General features: G+C 44.8%; 13 protein-coding genes and 1 tRNA gene. 4 read left to right on the plus strand and 10 right to left on the minus strand.

Annotation, left to right across the window (positions count from 1 at the left end; all coding sequences use genetic code 11):
• Positions 1-71: 71 nt before the first annotated feature.
• The 4 genes from H5073_RS00415 to H5073_RS00430 all read right to left on the minus strand — a co-directional run bounded on the left by H5073_RS00415 (position 72) and on the right by H5073_RS00430 (position 5,361).
• Positions 72-1,571, minus strand: coding sequence for an ABC transporter permease (locus H5073_RS00415; protein WP_182676142.1), 1,500 nt, complete (start codon positions 1,569-1,571; stop codon positions 72-74).
• Positions 1,549-2,280: an ATP-binding cassette domain-containing protein gene (locus H5073_RS00420; protein ID WP_182676143.1), complete on the minus strand. Its 732-nt coding sequence runs from the start codon at positions 2,278-2,280 to the stop codon at positions 1,549-1,551. Before H5073_RS00420 ends, H5073_RS00415 begins: the two co-directional genes overlap by 23 nt.
• On the minus strand, positions 2,280-3,134 hold the full coding sequence (locus H5073_RS00425) for a putative selenate ABC transporter substrate-binding protein (protein WP_182676144.1): 855 nt from the start codon (positions 3,132-3,134) through the stop codon (positions 2,280-2,282). The genes H5073_RS00420 and H5073_RS00425 overlap by 1 nt, the downstream gene beginning before the upstream one ends.
• Before the next feature lie 211 nt (positions 3,135-3,345).
• Positions 3,346-5,361, minus strand: a complete 2,016-nt coding sequence (locus H5073_RS00430) for an FAD-dependent oxidoreductase (RefSeq protein ID WP_182676145.1) — start codon at positions 5,359-5,361, stop codon at positions 3,346-3,348.
• Positions 5,362-5,524: 163 nt separating this feature from the next.
• Here H5073_RS00430 and sppA point away from each other — a divergent pair, with 163 nt between their 5' ends.
• Positions 5,525-7,366 (plus strand): signal peptide peptidase SppA, encoded by a 1,842-nt coding sequence (sppA, locus tag H5073_RS00435; RefSeq protein ID WP_182676146.1) that lies wholly within the window; start codon positions 5,525-5,527, stop codon positions 7,364-7,366.
• Between the two features lie 114 nt (positions 7,367-7,480).
• Positions 7,481-8,509, plus strand: a complete 1,029-nt coding sequence (gene ansA / locus H5073_RS00440) for an asparaginase (RefSeq protein WP_182676147.1) — start codon at positions 7,481-7,483, stop codon at positions 8,507-8,509.
• 72 nt (positions 8,510-8,581) lie between these two features.
• Here ansA and H5073_RS00445 read toward each other — a convergent pair whose 3' ends face one another.
• The 5 genes from H5073_RS00445 to H5073_RS00465 all read right to left on the minus strand — a co-directional run bounded on the left by H5073_RS00445 (position 8,582) and on the right by H5073_RS00465 (position 13,358).
• Positions 8,582-8,863 (minus strand): YeaC family protein, encoded by a 282-nt coding sequence (locus tag H5073_RS00445; RefSeq protein ID WP_182676148.1) that lies wholly within the window; start codon positions 8,861-8,863, stop codon positions 8,582-8,584.
• Positions 8,860-9,177, minus strand: coding sequence for a zinc ribbon domain-containing protein (locus H5073_RS00450; protein ID WP_182676149.1), 318 nt, complete (start codon positions 9,175-9,177; stop codon positions 8,860-8,862). Before H5073_RS00450 ends, H5073_RS00445 begins: the two co-directional genes overlap by 4 nt.
• A gap of 2 nt (positions 9,178-9,179) precedes the next feature.
• Positions 9,180-10,310, minus strand: coding sequence for a carboxypeptidase family protein (locus H5073_RS00455; protein WP_182676150.1), 1,131 nt, complete (start codon positions 10,308-10,310; stop codon positions 9,180-9,182).
• Positions 10,311-10,669: 359 nt separating this feature from the next.
• Positions 10,670-11,383 carry a response regulator transcription factor gene (locus H5073_RS00460; RefSeq protein ID WP_259394760.1) on the minus strand — a complete coding sequence of 238 codons (714 nt, stop codon included), beginning with the start codon at positions 11,381-11,383 and terminating at the stop codon, positions 10,670-10,672.
• Between the two features lie 166 nt (positions 11,384-11,549).
• Positions 11,550-13,358, minus strand: a complete 1,809-nt coding sequence (locus H5073_RS00465; protein ID WP_182676151.1) for a DUF885 domain-containing protein — start codon at positions 13,356-13,358, stop codon at positions 11,550-11,552.
• Between the two features lie 229 nt (positions 13,359-13,587).
• Here H5073_RS00465 and H5073_RS00470 point away from each other — a divergent pair, with 229 nt between their 5' ends.
• Positions 13,588-14,382: an SGNH/GDSL hydrolase family protein gene (locus tag H5073_RS00470; protein ID WP_182676152.1), complete on the plus strand. Its 795-nt coding sequence runs from the start codon at positions 13,588-13,590 to the stop codon at positions 14,380-14,382.
• A gap of 74 nt (positions 14,383-14,456) precedes the next feature.
• On the plus strand, positions 14,457-14,642 hold the full coding sequence (locus H5073_RS00475; protein WP_182676153.1) for a hypothetical protein: 186 nt from the start codon (positions 14,457-14,459) through the stop codon (positions 14,640-14,642).
• A gap of 78 nt (positions 14,643-14,720) precedes the next feature.
• Here H5073_RS00475 and H5073_RS00480 read toward each other — a convergent pair.
• Positions 14,721-14,808: transfer RNA gene (locus H5073_RS00480), tRNA-Ser, on the minus strand.
• Positions 14,809-14,967 lie beyond the last annotated feature (159 nt).

Genomic DNA, 14,967 nt, shown 5'->3' on the forward strand with positions numbered 1-14,967 from the left:
ATTTTAATGAGTTTTTTGGCTATTTTTTGGTACTCATGCTCAATGCATTCATGCCTTAGCCCAAATGGAGGTTAGTTCGTTGGTGATGCCAGTAATTTTCTTGAAAATCTATCCACAAGAATATTTAAAAGTGCGGTAAACACCAGCAATACCAGCGCGCCGCTGTAGCGGATCTCAGAGAATTGGCTGTCAACATAAAAGCCCAATGTCGCGACGCCTAACATGCCTAAAATAGCAGTTTCGCGGATAATCACTTCAAAGCGATAACAGAGTAGTGCAATAAAGCTTGGGTATAGCTTAGGCATTAGCTCAAAACAGTAATGATCAAGCCTAGGTGTAAAACTTGGACTCACCGTTAATTTGTCCCCTTGCCTTGCTGTAAGAAATACCATTAAGCCAGCATTATGAAGGGCTAAAGCTAAGATGGCCGGTAGCATTGAAGGACCAAGCAGCAACATAAAGATGAAGGCCATGAGATATTCTGGGGTAGAGCGTAAGATTAAATTCGCGCCTTGAAATGGCAGTAACAACCAAGCCGGTATTAACGCCTTAAGGTTTAATGGCAATAACAGCATAGTGAGCAGGTGCGTCAACCCCAAGGCCGCAATCGCAAGCACTAAGGTCGCGGCGATGCCAGGTAGCACTTGGGATATCACTAACTCAGTAAACCAATGCATCAGCGCCAGCATAGCCCCAAGATTTAAGCCATCGGCACCAAGATTTTGCAGCATTGGGGGTAAAATATCATAGCTTAAAAAACGCCAAATAAGCGCGCCATCCATTTGGGGTAGTTCAGGTAAAAAATACACAGCAGCAAGCAAATACACTGGAATGATAATTTTTCGGCACCATGAAGACACTGTGCCAATCAGTACAATAAACAGTATGAGCAATCCAAACCCTTGCTGGTAATGCCCTTGTCTGAAGGCAGTTTCTAAATAGAAGCCTAAGGTTGGCATGCCAATAAATCCTAGCACTGCGCTTGAGCGTAAGGCGCATTCAAATCGGTAGCGGCAATAGGATGCTAATTGGGCCCAGACAGTGACCACAGTGCCATAAATATAACGGCTCAGTTTATCGCTGTTGTGGGGCAATACACTTTGGGTGTCTTTAGGGGCCAGCACCAAAATGTCGTAAAAAACTCGGGCAAAAGTGGCGCCATAAGGCAAGCCTATGGCTAAGATGCCCGTAAGCGCTGACAGGCCAAATATCTGCAGGAATAGCAGTGCCCAGAAAATCTCATGAATGGCGCGCACAAAGGCACACACTGCAGCAACCCAAGGATGATGATAGATAAGGGCTAGTGGCGCCCCAAGCACTAGGCCTAAACTTACGCCGAGTAGAGCAAAGCTCACTGTTTGCCATAGGGCTTGGACTAGATATTCGGTGGCAAAAAAATCAACCTGCAGCAAGCCTTGCCCCATGCGGGAAAGTTCATTCCAAGGCTCTAAGGCAATGACTTCGGTATCGGCAAGCCCAAAGCTTATTAAGGTTAGTAGCAGCAGACCTAAGGTAAACTTTTGCCAATAGCCCATAAAATTTAAAGGGCTATCTGACACAATGGTATTCATCTGGATTATGTTGATTTAGCGGATTTAATTCGGGGAGATCTGAAGCTTTTTTCGATAAATCATGATCATAACAGGCTTGTAGGTGCGCTTGGCTAAGCGTTGTCGCCGGACCATCGAAGGTTTTAGTCCCCTCTTGCAATAAAATTATCCGATCAAAGTGTTTCATCGCCATTATGGGGTCGTGGAGCACACAAATGACGCTCTGATGAGCGTCAAATACCTGTTGCAATAAACGCTCACCCATGGCGGGATCTAATGCCGAAAACGGCTCATCACCTAAAAATAGCGCTTGCTGTTGGTAAATAGCGCGCCCTAAGGCTACCCGTTGCCTTTGACCGCCTGATAAATATTCCACTTGCTGTTGCAGCTCACAATCAAGCTCTAGAGTCAGGCATAACTGGGTGATTTCTTGACGGTTCTGCTTAAATGGATATAACAAATTAACGATATTATACAATACGTTGTGACGACCAAGCGCACCCATAAAAATATTATGGTATACGCTCAGATTATCCACCAAGGTTTGTGATTGCGCGCAAAAACTCGCCTTGGATTTCAGTATTTGATGAAGATGTTTTAGTAATGTGCTTTTGCCTGAACCAGAGGGGCCAAGAATGGCCACTCGTTCACCCGCAGCGAGTGTCAAGTTTAACTTAGGCAGCACAATGCGAGGGCCATAACCAATGTCACACTTCACCAAATCGAGCATTAATCTAATAATCCAATGGTTTTAGCCACATCTTCAATAGGCTGATAATCACTGTTACTGGCTTTAACAAATGATGCTCTTGGGAAGCTTGCAAGTAAATCTTTATCCTGCATATTGAGTAATGCAGCGGTCAGTTTAGCTTTAAAGCCTTCACCAAATTGTGCATCACTGCCAGCTCTGACTGTCCATTGGTAATCAGGGTAGCTTGGGCTTTGCCAAATAACGCTCACTTTACTAGTATCGACCTGGGCTTGCTCAACTGCGGTATCCCACACTTTGTAGTTCACTGCGCCAAGTTGATATACACCGGCTTCAACTTGACTGATAGTGCGACTGTGATCCCCTGAAAAGCCAATACGCTTAAAGACTTTTTCAAGTTCTTGCTGAGCACTTTGTTCTAGAAAAAATTGCGGCATGAGTCGACCTGAGGTCGAATCTTTTGAACCGAACGTCAAAGTGTAGCCATCAAGTGGCCCCAGTTTTTCTGTACGGGTAAGCCCAGTAGAATGATGGGCAATGATATAGCTTTTAAAGAATTGGTCTTCAAAACCTTGGGCTATGGCTTCTGAACCTGGCACTAAACGGCGCGCCTGTACTCCTGATAATCCACCAAACCAAGCAAGTTGAACTTGGTTAGTGCGAAATGCACTTACTGCTGCGGAGTAAGATTTAACCGGCACATACTTAACCTCAACGCCGAGCTCTTTTTCTAGGTAGTCAGCCACCTTATCAAAGCGAGTGCGCAATTGGCTTTCGTCTTCATCGGGAATGGCGGTAAAGGTGAATGTGGCACTTAGCACCATTGGGGAAAAAAGCCCTAACGCTATGCTTGATAAAAAATGACGCAGTTTCATGGTGATACTCCAAAAAAATTTGCGTCATTTTAGCCTATCTCAATAGGCTAAGTCTTGCCTCGCGGCCTGATTTATTGACGATTAGAGTCATAAAACACAGACAATAAAAAAACCTAGCACCGAAAAGTGCTAGGTTTTAACCGCTAACGCCTAGTTGTACTCTGATAATCGCTTAAGCCTCACTATCGCCAAGCACTAATCAGTAATCGCACTAGAGAGCCATAGCAAGCTCTGCACCTTGTCTGATAGCACGCTTAGCATCAAGCTCAGCAGCAACATCTACGCCGCCAATCAAGTGGACTGGCAAGCCTGTGGCTTTCATTTCATCGACCAAGGTGCGATTAGACTCTTGACCTGCACATAAGACCACATTATCAACGGCTAGAATTTCTGATTTCTCGCCAATTTTAATGTGTAATCCTTGCTCATCAAATTTCTCGTAGCTCACCCCAGTCATCGTCTTCACTTGGTGCTGTTTCAGCACGCTGCGGTGGATCCAACCTGTGGTTTTGCCTAAACCCTTACCCATTTTGCTGGTTTTACGCTGCAGCAAGTACACTTCACGGCCTGGGTGGTGCTCAGCTTCATCGGTTAAGCCGCCAGCATGTTGGTAGCTCTTATCGATGCCCCACTGCTTAAGCCACTTGTCTGGCTGTAAGGTGCTGGACTCTTTTTCACACAGGAAGTGCGCCATATCAAAACCAATACCGCCAGCGCCAATCAAGGCCACTTTAGCGCCAATTTCAACTTGCCCGCTTAAGACTTTTTGATAATCAACCACTTTAGGGTTATCAAAGCCCGGCAAATTCAACGCTCTTGGCACCACACCTGATGAAATGACCACTTCATCAAACTTTTCTGTGGCAAGTACGCTCGCATCAAGGCGAGTATTTAATCTGAGTTCAACTTTATGCAGCGCCAGTTGATTGATGAAATAGCGAATGGTTTCATTAAACTCTTCTTTTCCTGGGATTTTTCTTGCCAAATTAAACTGGCCGCCCACTTCAGACTTAGCTTCAAAAAGCACCACCTCATGGCCGCGAGTAGCGGCATACACAGAAAACGCCATCCCAGCTGGGCCTGCGCCCATCACAGCGATGCGCTTCTTGTTGGTGGCGGGAATAAAGTTAATTTCGGTCTCATAGCAGGCCCTTGGGTTAACCAAGCAGGTGGCACGTTTAAGGGCGAAAGTATGGTCAAGACAAGCCTGATTACAGCCAATACAGGTGTTGATCATCTCACTTTGATCTGCCGCCGCTTTATTAACAAACTCAGGATCTGCCAAGAAAGGTCGCGCCATAGACACCATGTCCGCTTGCCCTGAGGCAATAATCGACTCAGCAATTTCTGGAGTATTAATCCGGTTAGTGGCAATCAGCGGCAGTTTCACTTCGCTTTTTAGCTTTTCAGTTACCCATGAAAATGCGCCTCTTGGCACACTAGTAGAAATGGTCGGTACTCGCGCTTCATGCCAGCCGATACCAGTATTAATGATGCTGACGCCTGACTCTTCAAGCCATTTTGCCAATTGCACCACTTCATCCCACGTTGAGCCGTTATCCACCAAATCCAGCATTGAAAGACGGAAAATAATAATAAACTCTTTACCGACTTTGGCGCGAATGGCATTAACAATCTCAACCGGGAAACGGGCTCTTTTACTAAAATCGCCGCCCCATTCATCATCACGTTTATTGGTACGTGAGCTGACAAACTGGTTAATTAAGTAGCCTTCAGAGCCCATGACTTCAACGCCGTCGTAACCGGCCTTTTGTGCCAATGCTGCGCTGCTGGCGTAATCTTTAATGGTGTTTCGCACTTGGCGCGCTGACATCGCAGAAGGCGTAAAGGGTGTAATAGGGGATTTAATCTTGCTCGGTGCTTGGCTAAAAGGATGATAGCCATAACGGCCGGCATGCAAAATTTGCATACAGATTTTTCCGCCGCCATCATGTACTGCATCGGTCACTATCTTATGCTTTTTAACTTGCCATGAAAAACTTAACTGGCTGGCATGGGGCGCTAAGCGGCCACGAAAATTAGGCGATATACCGCCAGTAACGATGAGGCCTACGCCGCCAACGGCACGCTCTTTATAAAATGCTGCCAGTTTCTCAAAGCCGCCCTTTTCTTCTTCTAAGCCTGTGTGCATCGAGCCCATCAACACTCGGTTTTTTAACTGAGTAAAGCCTAGATCTAAGGGTTCTAATAAATGTGGAAACGACATTCAAACATCCTTTTTAAACAAGTGATTTAAACTAGCATACCTTTTCACTTTCCTAAGCTCAATGATTTCACCTTGGCTTTGTTAATAATCTTTACAATTGAGTTTTCTCTTTCAGCACTTTTTCAGTTAGCATTAGCCCATTATGATCAAATAGGAGTGGTAAATGACCACTAAACCATCGTTTTTTAAAAGATTCTTTTTATTATTGTGGAATACCCTAAACGGCACCCGCAAACTTATTCTTAACCTAATATTTTTCTCATTACTGGCGTTAATTGCCGTGGCATTAATGAGTGATGAACCTATCATAGTGGAACAAGATAGCGCCTTGGTGCTTAATCTCTCAGGCTCTATTGTCGATCAAAAACATTTTGTTGACCCCATTGAAGCCGCACTGAGTCAAGGCGAGCAAGACAATCCTAAGGCTGAAGTGTTATTGGCTGACATCCTTTATGTCATCCATAATGCAACTCAAGACGAGCGCATTAACACTATCGTGCTTGATTTATCTAACTTGCATTCCGCTGGTGTCAGCAAGATGACCGCGATAGGTGAAGCCCTTAATGCATTTAAAGCTGAAGGTAAAACCGTTATCGCCCATGGTAACTATTTCAGTCAGAACCAATATTTTCTTGCAAGCTATGCAAGCAAGATTTATTTGAACACCCAAGGCATGGTGTCATTGGATGGCCTTAGCCGTTATCGCTTATATTATAAGTCAGCGTTAGAAAAGCTTAAGATCAACACCCATGTGTTCCGTGTAGGGACCTTTAAGTCAGCGGTTGAACCTTTTATCCGTGATGACATGTCAGAGGCTGACAAAGCTTCAAGTAATGCCCTATTAAGCGATATTTGGGGCAGCTACAGCGAAATCGTAGCTAAAAATCGCGGTATCAGCCCTGATGAACTGGTACTTAGCCCTGATAATTATTTAGAAAAACTTGATAGCAATGAAGGTGATAGCGCTAAAATGGCGTTATCAATGAAGTGGGTTGATGAATTGGTATCAGCCGAAGGTTTCAGACTCGCAATGATAGACGCTGTCGGCGCGGGTAAAGACCCACAATATTTCCGTCAAGTTGGCTTTAATGATTACTTAAGCTTAGTTAAGCCAGTTGCACATTTTGTTGAAAAGGACTCAGTCGGCATTATCGTTGCTAAGGGCAACATACTTAATGGACATCAACAAGCGGGTGATATCGGCGGCGACAGTACCTCAGAACTGCTGCGTAAAGCTCGCTTTGATGACAAAATTAAAGCCTTAGTGCTTCGGGTTGATAGCCCTGGTGGCAGTGCTTTTGCATCGGAGCAAATCCGTCAAGAAGTGCTGGCCATCCAAGCTGCGGGCAAGCCTGTGGTCATCAGCATGGGGAGCCTAGCAGCCTCTGGCGGCTACTGGATCTCTGCCAGCGCTGATTACATTTATGCGACGCCAACCACGCTCACAGGTTCAATCGGGATCTTTGGGATGTTTGCTACCTTCGAAGATGCCTTAGCACAAATTGGGGTTAACAGCGACGGTGTGGCAACGTCTGAATGGGCAGGCCTTTCTGTAGCAAGACCTCTGAATAGCAATGTAGAAGCAGTTATTCAACGTCATATAGAACGGGGTTACCATGAATTTATTTCATTAGTTGCCACTGAGCGCAATATGACCTTGGAACAAGTTGACAGTATAGCTCAAGGTCGTGTTTGGACAGGAAAAAAAGCATTGGAGCTTGGTCTTATTGATGAAATTGGTGACATGGAGCTTGCTGTGGCAAAAGCTGCTGAGCTTGCTAAGATGAAAAACTTTGACACTAAACTTATTGAGCAAGAGCTAACGGCAGAGCAATTATTTATTCAACAAGTTATGGGGGTTACCGCCGCTTACCTGCCCCAGAGCCTGCAAAAAACCAGTTTAATCGAAACCATGTTGGCGAAGTGGTCTGTGGTACTTGAAGAGTTTAATGCTTTTGATGATCCCAACGGCGTCTACCTTTATTGCGATCTCTGCAATTACTAATCATCTAGATTGAGATATCTTTAAAAAAAGCCTGCAATGCAGGCTTTTTTATTGGGTTTATCTAGGCATAACTCGTATAATTTACACAATCTGCAATTTTTAGGTCTCTTCTCCATGCCAACGGCTTCCACAACCACTCGCTCCATTTATGTCGCTTACACTGGCGGCACCATAGGCATGCAAAAAACAGCTAAAGGCTTTGTCCCTGTAGCCGGTTTCCTCACCGATTGCGTCAAGGCTATGCCAGAGTTTTATCATGATGAAATGCCAAGCTTTGTTATCCACGAATATTGCCCGCTGATTGATTCATCCAATATGGCCCCTAAAGATTGGCAGCTAATCGCCAATGACATTAAAGCCAATTATCAAGATTATGATGCTTTTGTAATTCTGCACGGCACTGACACTATGGCTTATACCGCTTCAGCCCTGTCTTTTATGCTTAAAGGCTTAACTAAGCCTGTGATAGTGACAGGCTCGCAAATCCCATTGGCACAGTTGCGCTCAGATGGGCAAACTAATCTGCTCAATGCCCTGTACATTGCGGCGAACTACCCCATAGCTGAAGTCTGTTTATTTTTTAATAACAAGCTGTTTCGCGGTAATCGCTCCACTAAGGCTCATGCGGATGGTTTTGATGCCTTTGCGTCACCTAACTTCCCACTGTTATTGGAAGCTGGGATTAAAATCAGTGTCAAAGCTGGCAAGATAACCACAGCAACCAGTCAAGACATAGAGGTGGTCACCATTAAGCCCCAGCCTATTGGCGTGGTGACCCTGTACCCCGGCATTTCCACTGAAATATTCAGCAATATGCTGCAGCAACCTGTTAAAGCCTTAATTTTACTTTCATTTGGTGTGGGTAATGCCCCTCAAGATCCCCAATTGCTCGATACCCTTAAGCAAGCGGATGAACGCGGGATAGTCTTAGTGAATTTGACCCAGTGTTTCCAAGGAAAGGTGAATATGGGAGGCTATGCCACAGGTAATGCTCTCGCAACCGCAGGGGTTATCAGCGGTAATGATATGACAGTAGAAGCTGCACTTGCTAAGCTGCATTATTTATTGTCAATGGAGCTCAGCTCTGGTGAAGTTAAAGCTGCCATGCTAGAAAACTTAGTGGGTGAACTAACCCCTGACTAGTTGATGAGTTGAATGGAATTCAAATAAAAAAGCACTGAAATTTCAGTGCTTTTTTTACTTAAGCTATAAAGCTTATAAATCGGCTTCTTTAAATTCTGCGATCGGCTCACCGCGGAATTGCTTTTTAAGCTCAGATTTTGATAGCTCATTGAGCTTACCACCTGCAGCTATGGTAAAATGCTCAGTTTGCGCCAATTTACGCGCCTGATACATCATCACCACTTGCAAGCTTGACTCACGTTGAGCCTCACTGAGCACAGTACCATCATCCCATTTGCCAAGCTCTGTTGCCGACAATAGCCTTAGGTAGACTTCTTCTGGCATTTCATCTATGACTTTATTGATATCTTTCATACACTTCTTCGCTTATGTAATACGATGCGTACCCGGGTAATTAAATACCCCACAAAACCAAACACAAAACAGGCGATGGACAAGGTCGCAGTGATCCCTTGGGCAGGCTCGCCGCCCCAGAACCACACCACAACGCCTGCAATAAACAGGGTTAAAAACACAAAACTGTGAGTCATTAGGCGATTAGACTGCTCAATATGACTTATCTTAGCTAAGGTTTCTGTACGCTCGCCTAACTCTGCCTTGCAATGGGGACAGCTCTTGCTTTGGCTTGAAATGCGCTTTTGACAGGCAGGACAACTCATCAATGCCATGATTACTGACCTATTTTGTCAATAACCGCTCGCATAGCGATTAATGATGCTTCGCCTAAATACACACTGCGCTCGGGTGACCAACCTTGGAAGGGATCGGCAAGATTCGCATTGTCTTTAAAAGGCATTTCAAGGGTGTTTGATAGGCATTTAAAGGTATTTGCAACCCAGTTTGAGCCAACCGTTAAGTTTGCTTTACCTGGCTCATCTTTGTCATAACCGAATTCAGTTTGAAAATCAGCACTGGCAAGGCTTAACGCCGCCACGAAGTCTTGTTGCAATGATGCTAACTTATCGCTGTAATTTGGCACGCCTTCACAACCCGCTAAGAACACATAAGGCAGGCCTTCATCACCGTGAACATCATAAAACAAGTCAACGCCTGTTTGGTGCATTTTGTTCACCACATAATAAACCTCAGGGCTTTTCTCAAGGCTTGGGGTTAACCATTCGCGGTTAAGGTTGGTTCCCACGGCGTTAGTGCGCAAATGACCGCGAACGCTGCCGTCTGGGTTCATATTTGGCACTATGTAAAAATTGGCTTTATCCAGCAGCGCTTTCGATGTTGGGCAATCATTGTCTAGCAATTGATTTAATAGTCCTTCTACTAGCCATTCAGCCATGGTTTCGCCCGGATGCTGCCTTGCTGTGATCCAGATAGATTTTTTGCCTGGGTCTTCATCACCGACTTTAACTAACGTCATATCGCGACCATCTAAGGTCAAACCTAAATGTTCAGTGCTCACTAATGGGTGCAATTGCACCGCACTGATAAGATCTAAATGACGTTCATAGCTGTAAGGGGTGAAGTAGGCAATTTGAATCGCTTCACAATCGAGTTCAACACTGATGCTAAGCTTGCCGTCTTTGTACTCAGTTGGCAGACGAAACCAAGTTTGGCGATCGTAACTTGCCACGGCTTGGTAATCTTCCCAACCTTTAGGGTAAGAGGCGCTGCCAGCATTGAGGATATTAAGGGTATAGGTTTTTCCGATAGTGGCTTCGAAACGGAAGTTAAACCACTGATAAAATTCACCACCAACATCTGGGCGAATGGCCAGTTGAATATCATCGTGGTTAGCTAAACTAATGGTTTCTATATTACCACCATCAAAATTGGCGCTGATCCGCATAATGCTTCCTTAAATGTTGACTATGGCCTTCGCAATTGCGAATTGCCTTGTAGTGCGAGACAAAGAGATAAAAAACTGTTAATCAACCAAGCCATAGGCTCAGTCGCTAAATACTTGTTGTCCATGAGACAAATGGGACGGTTTATTGTAGTTTTTTGTTCTCGCCCTTGCAAAGGCTTATGACACTTGGGTTGCGATTAGCACTAATTCATGGTGAGTTTAGATTATCTGACAGTTTCCTTCTGAATAACGGCCAATAGTGTTATTAGAAATAAAAAGCCAACATGGCGCTGGCTAATCAAGTCGTAACGCCTACTGTCACAGACGTGAGATGCATTTATTATCTCGAGCAAGGTTACTTATGGCTCATTCATCGCTGCATTAAAGCGATACCCTTGGCCACGCACTGTATTAATCCACTCCCTTGGCAAGCTAATTTGACTGAGCTTACGCCGGGTATTACTGATGTGCATGTCCAAGTTTCTATCAAAACGTCCTAAGGGTTTATTGAGCACTTTCTGTTGTAACTCTTCTTTGGTTACCACCTCACCGTCACGTTCGAATAAATACTTAAACAACCTAAATTCCGTTTGGGTTAGCACTAATTTTTGTTGCTGTGCGCTGATGGTGTAACGGTGTTCATCAAATGCAATCTGCTTTGGAACGCCTTGTCCCACCATCTGCCCCAGCCCACCACGGCGGCGAAATACCGCAATCTTAAGCAGCAGTTCTTTGATATGAAATGGCCGCTTTAGGTACATGTCAGCACCGAGCTCCAGGGCATCTAAACGTTCGATATCACTATTACTGTACGATAAGGCCGCAACCGGCAATCTAGGGTAGGCTAATTGCGCTTGCCAAAAGTGATGACAGTCAGCTTTTTTCTCTAAGCTCTGGCTATCGTGAGCCAGTTGCAAGTCAAACAGCACAGCTGCAAATTCGCAGCGCGCCATTTCACTTAAGCCATCCTGTGCACTGTTGACCCACATAAGATCAAAGCCTTGTTCAGGCAGCTCGGAGAGAAAAATCTGCGCCGTGTTTTGATCTTCAATGATGAGTAGTATCTTATCCATATCACAAACCGCTAAACGATAACCATTGTCATTTAGATTACCATGAGAGCAATTGCTCGGCTAGGTTTGATTGTCGATACGGTGAAAAAAGATCAAAAAAAAGCCTGATTTATCATCAGGCTTGGTTAACGCCACAAAAAAGTTCCGTCTTCTGCTTATTAAATCGTTACTGCATCAGCTGCTTTATGTATTTCACTGGGGCACTGCCATAGCTTAAAAACTGTTCATGGAACTGTTTAAGCTCAAAGGTTTCCCCCTGTGACTGCGCGAGTGCCTCACGTAAATCATAGATTTCTCTAAAGCCTGCGTAATAGCTGGTCAATTGCACCTGGCTTAAGGTCGCACGGCGCCACTTCCCTTCTGCCTCTGCTTGCTGCTGGAAGGCTTCTTGAGTCATAAAGGCGATGGCTTCTTTTTCTGTCATGCCCTTCACCTGAATACTGTAATCCAAAATGGTATTCGCAATAACGCGCAAATTCCATTTGTAGTACATCAGCCACATTTCTGGCTCAAAATCGCCATAGCCTTGCTCTAACATCATCCGCTCGGTATACACGGCCCAACCTTCAACCATGGCACCATTACCAAAAAGACTCTTGATTAGGCTTGGTGATTGGTTTGAGTACACTAGCTGAGTGTAATGCCCTGGAATGGCTTCGTGAATATTGAGTACCTGTAAAATCCAGTGGTTGTACTCACGTAAATAGCTCTCGGCAGACTCATCACTCATGCCATCTAACGGGGTGACATTGTAATAAGTATTAGCCTCTTGCTCGTAGGGCCCTGGCGCACTGATTGACGCGCCTGCAAACCCGCGCATGTACTCTGGGGTTTCGCGCACAACTAACGGCTTGTTAGGATCTAATGTTAGCAAATCTTTATCATTCACGAATTTAATCAGCTCAGGGATTTGAGCACGCACTTCATCAACAAACTTATCTCGGCTTACATGCTTTGACGATAAGGTATCAATCAGCTGCTTAATGGCTTCATTGCTGTCGACAGGCTTTGGGGTGTTCATGTGCTTAGACCATATTTTATCGGTGATCTTGGTCATTTCAGCTTGGACATTATTCTTATCGTCAAGGGCCTTGTAATATAACTGCTTGGCCGTCATGCCTGACTGAATATCAAAGGCGAACTTTTCTTCATATAAGGTTTCGCCAATGCGAAAACTACGAGCAGTTTCAGGGGTTAAGCTTTTCTCAAGTTCTGTTAACCATTGAATGTGTTGTTTAATGGCTGCGACACTGGTATCAAAACGGGTCTTAAACAAGCTTTTATCTTCATCGCTTAAGCTAGAAGCCATAGCTTTAGCCAATAATTCATCTGAAAATACTGAAAAAGCGCCTTGGTTTTGCATAATTGCCAGCTGAGTGTGCTCAAGGGTTGGCGTCTCTATGTTCGCCTGCGCAGCTTGGTAATACGCTGGTACATGCTCCATTCGCGCAAGCACTGACACTAAGCGTTCGTCCATAGGCGCAAACTCTTCATTAATGAGCTGAGCAAAACCGCCAGAGACGTTATAACTTGATGGATCCCACTGCCAAGACTTAAAGCGCTCCACTTCCCATTTCATGCTGCCGAGCAAATTACTCACCAGCTCATAATCAATCAAATCTGATGGGCTTAAGCTTGTCCTATCAAACTGGGTCAGCAGACCTTGTTGCTTACTGACAAACGCCAGTGTGGCACTGCGGCTAGCTTCATTGGGGATTTCAAGATGACCATCATTCACATGCTTGCCACTGTACAAGGCCCAGGTGGGGGATAAGGTCCACAAGGCATCAATGAACTGCTCGGAAAAGCCACTAAAATCTAACTTTTCAGCAGCTGTTTGTGAGGCAGTGTTAGCAGCTTGTTTTTCTGTTATCGGCGGAGCTTTAGAGGCGATTTCGCTATCAGGAGTTTTATCACAGGCACTTAAGCCTAACATGCCTAAGGTAATGGCGAATGCAAGTGGCGCTTTTTTCATCTTGAGTCCTTGAATGATTAACTTTTTATCTGGATTGAGCATTAAGATTGCCCTATTCTCAACTTAACGCTCTGCGCTGGCAAGCCTGTTAATGTAACAGCATGCAAAGCTAGCACAAGGATCTGCAGATACCGCGAAGCTTATCAGGCGCCAAAGCAAACCTAAAGTAAGGGCAAGTAAAAAATCACTAAACCAAGCGCTTAGGATGATGAATTATTAAGGAGCACCAATGCTAGACCAAGGAATATCGATTATGCTCGCGCCGCTATTGCTGATCCAGGGCTTACACGTTCACCGCAAGACCCCAAGGCTCGCTGAACCTAAGGGTGAGCGTATGGGGCAAACCGGTGCTTCACCCACACTAAGTGTGCTTATTTTAGGAGACTCTGCAGCAGCAGGCGTCGGCGTTTTACATCAACAACAAGCCCTCTTGGGTCAGGTGGTTGAACAATTAGCCCCTTTAGGTGACCTAAGCTTTAACTTGTTCGCTAAAACTGGCGCAACCACCGCAAGCACCTTGCAAACCTTTGAGAAAAATATTCACTCATCCCACCCCATTCTGAGTCAACCACATTTTGATGTGATTATTACCTCCCTTGGCGTCAATGATGTCACCTCTCCCATTCGCTGCGACAAATGGCTTGAGCAACAAACCCAGCTAATAATGCTATTAACCCAGCGTTATAGCCCAAAACACATTTTGCTCACGGCTGTGCCGCCACTTGGGTTGTTCCCTGCACTGCCTAATCCACTGCGCTGGAGCTTGGGCAAAAAAGCGCAGCGCTTTAATCGGCAATTACAGCTGCAAGTAGACAGGTTTAACGGGACAACAAATAATACGCAGTTTAGCCTGATCCATTTGCCCTTAGAAAAGCCCGAACAACATAGCAGCATGTTAGCCTTTATGGCGCAAGTGATGGCCACAGACGGCTTTCACCCCGGTGCACAGATTTATACCGCATGGGCCAAACGTATTGCTGCTGAGATCAACGCTGAAATGCCATCAGCACAAGAGAAAAATTAAGCAAAAGATTGATTAAACATAAGATTGTTATTAATTTATAATACAATCGCGACATAAACAGCCAAGGAACAGCAGTGAAAACTAACACCGTCAAGAAATCTCAGTATTATTTTATCGCATCAGGAAGTCTTTCTTTAGGATTGATTTATAACGTTATAGAGCAGGATATTATCGGTACAAGTGTGTTTTTGAGTGCTGCACTTCTATGTTTATTTTTCGGATTTATCAAACTGTGCAATGAAAAAGTCGCGGGAAAATAAAGATAAGCAATAAACACTAAATTTCAGCCATGAAAAATGACGCGCTAGGCGTCATTTTTTATTTGCTTTACAACAATGTGGCGGTGACGGAGAGATTCGAACTCTCGATACGTTGCCGTATACACACTTTCCAGGCGTGCTCCTTCAGCCACTCGGACACGTCACCTTAATTCTGTTTCAAGCCGAGTATTGATACATCAAATACCCTGTTGAACGGGCGCTACTTTACGCAAATCACTTAGGAGGGTCAAGCTAAAAAATCCTATATTCAAGCGTTTGCACAATTGCTGTGCAAACCTTGATACAAATCGGCGTACTGTGCACT

Origin of the sequence: Shewanella sp. SR44-3 (assembly GCF_014163735.1) — a bacterium.
In the GTDB taxonomy this organism is placed as follows: domain Bacteria; phylum Pseudomonadota; class Gammaproteobacteria; order Enterobacterales; family Shewanellaceae; genus Shewanella.

Bases quoted from the DNA above. Each gene is read 5' to 3' on its own strand.
- H5073_RS00465 (WP_182676151.1), bottom strand. From the start codon at position 13,358: ATGAAAAAAGCGCCACTTGCATTCGCCATTACCTTAGGCATGTTAGGC.
- H5073_RS00445 (WP_182676148.1), bottom strand. From the start codon at position 8,863: ATGAAAGATATCAATAAAGTCATAGATGAAATGCCAGAAGAAGTCTAC.
- H5073_RS00455 (WP_182676150.1), bottom strand. From the start codon at position 10,310: ATGCGGATCAGCGCCAATTTTGATGGTGGTAATATAGAAACCATTAGT.
- sppA (WP_182676146.1), top strand. From the start codon at position 5,525: ATGACCACTAAACCATCGTTTTTTAAAAGATTCTTTTTATTATTGTGG.
- H5073_RS00425 (WP_182676144.1), bottom strand. From the start codon at position 3,134: ATGAAACTGCGTCATTTTTTATCAAGCATAGCGTTAGGGCTTTTTTCC.
- ansA (WP_182676147.1), top strand. From the start codon at position 7,481: ATGCCAACGGCTTCCACAACCACTCGCTCCATTTATGTCGCTTACACT.
- H5073_RS00450 (WP_182676149.1), bottom strand. From the start codon at position 9,177: ATGGCATTGATGAGTTGTCCTGCCTGTCAAAAGCGCATTTCAAGCCAA.
- H5073_RS00460 (WP_259394760.1), bottom strand. From the start codon at position 11,383: ATGGATAAGATACTACTCATCATTGAAGATCAAAACACGGCGCAGATT.
- H5073_RS00415 (WP_182676142.1), bottom strand. From the start codon at position 1,571: ATGAATACCATTGTGTCAGATAGCCCTTTAAATTTTATGGGCTATTGG.
- H5073_RS00470 (WP_182676152.1), top strand. From the start codon at position 13,588: ATGCTAGACCAAGGAATATCGATTATGCTCGCGCCGCTATTGCTGATC.
- H5073_RS00420 (WP_182676143.1), bottom strand. From the start codon at position 2,280: ATGCTCGATTTGGTGAAGTGTGACATTGGTTATGGCCCTCGCATTGTG.
- H5073_RS00430 (WP_182676145.1), bottom strand. From the start codon at position 5,361: ATGTCGTTTCCACATTTATTAGAACCCTTAGATCTAGGCTTTACTCAG.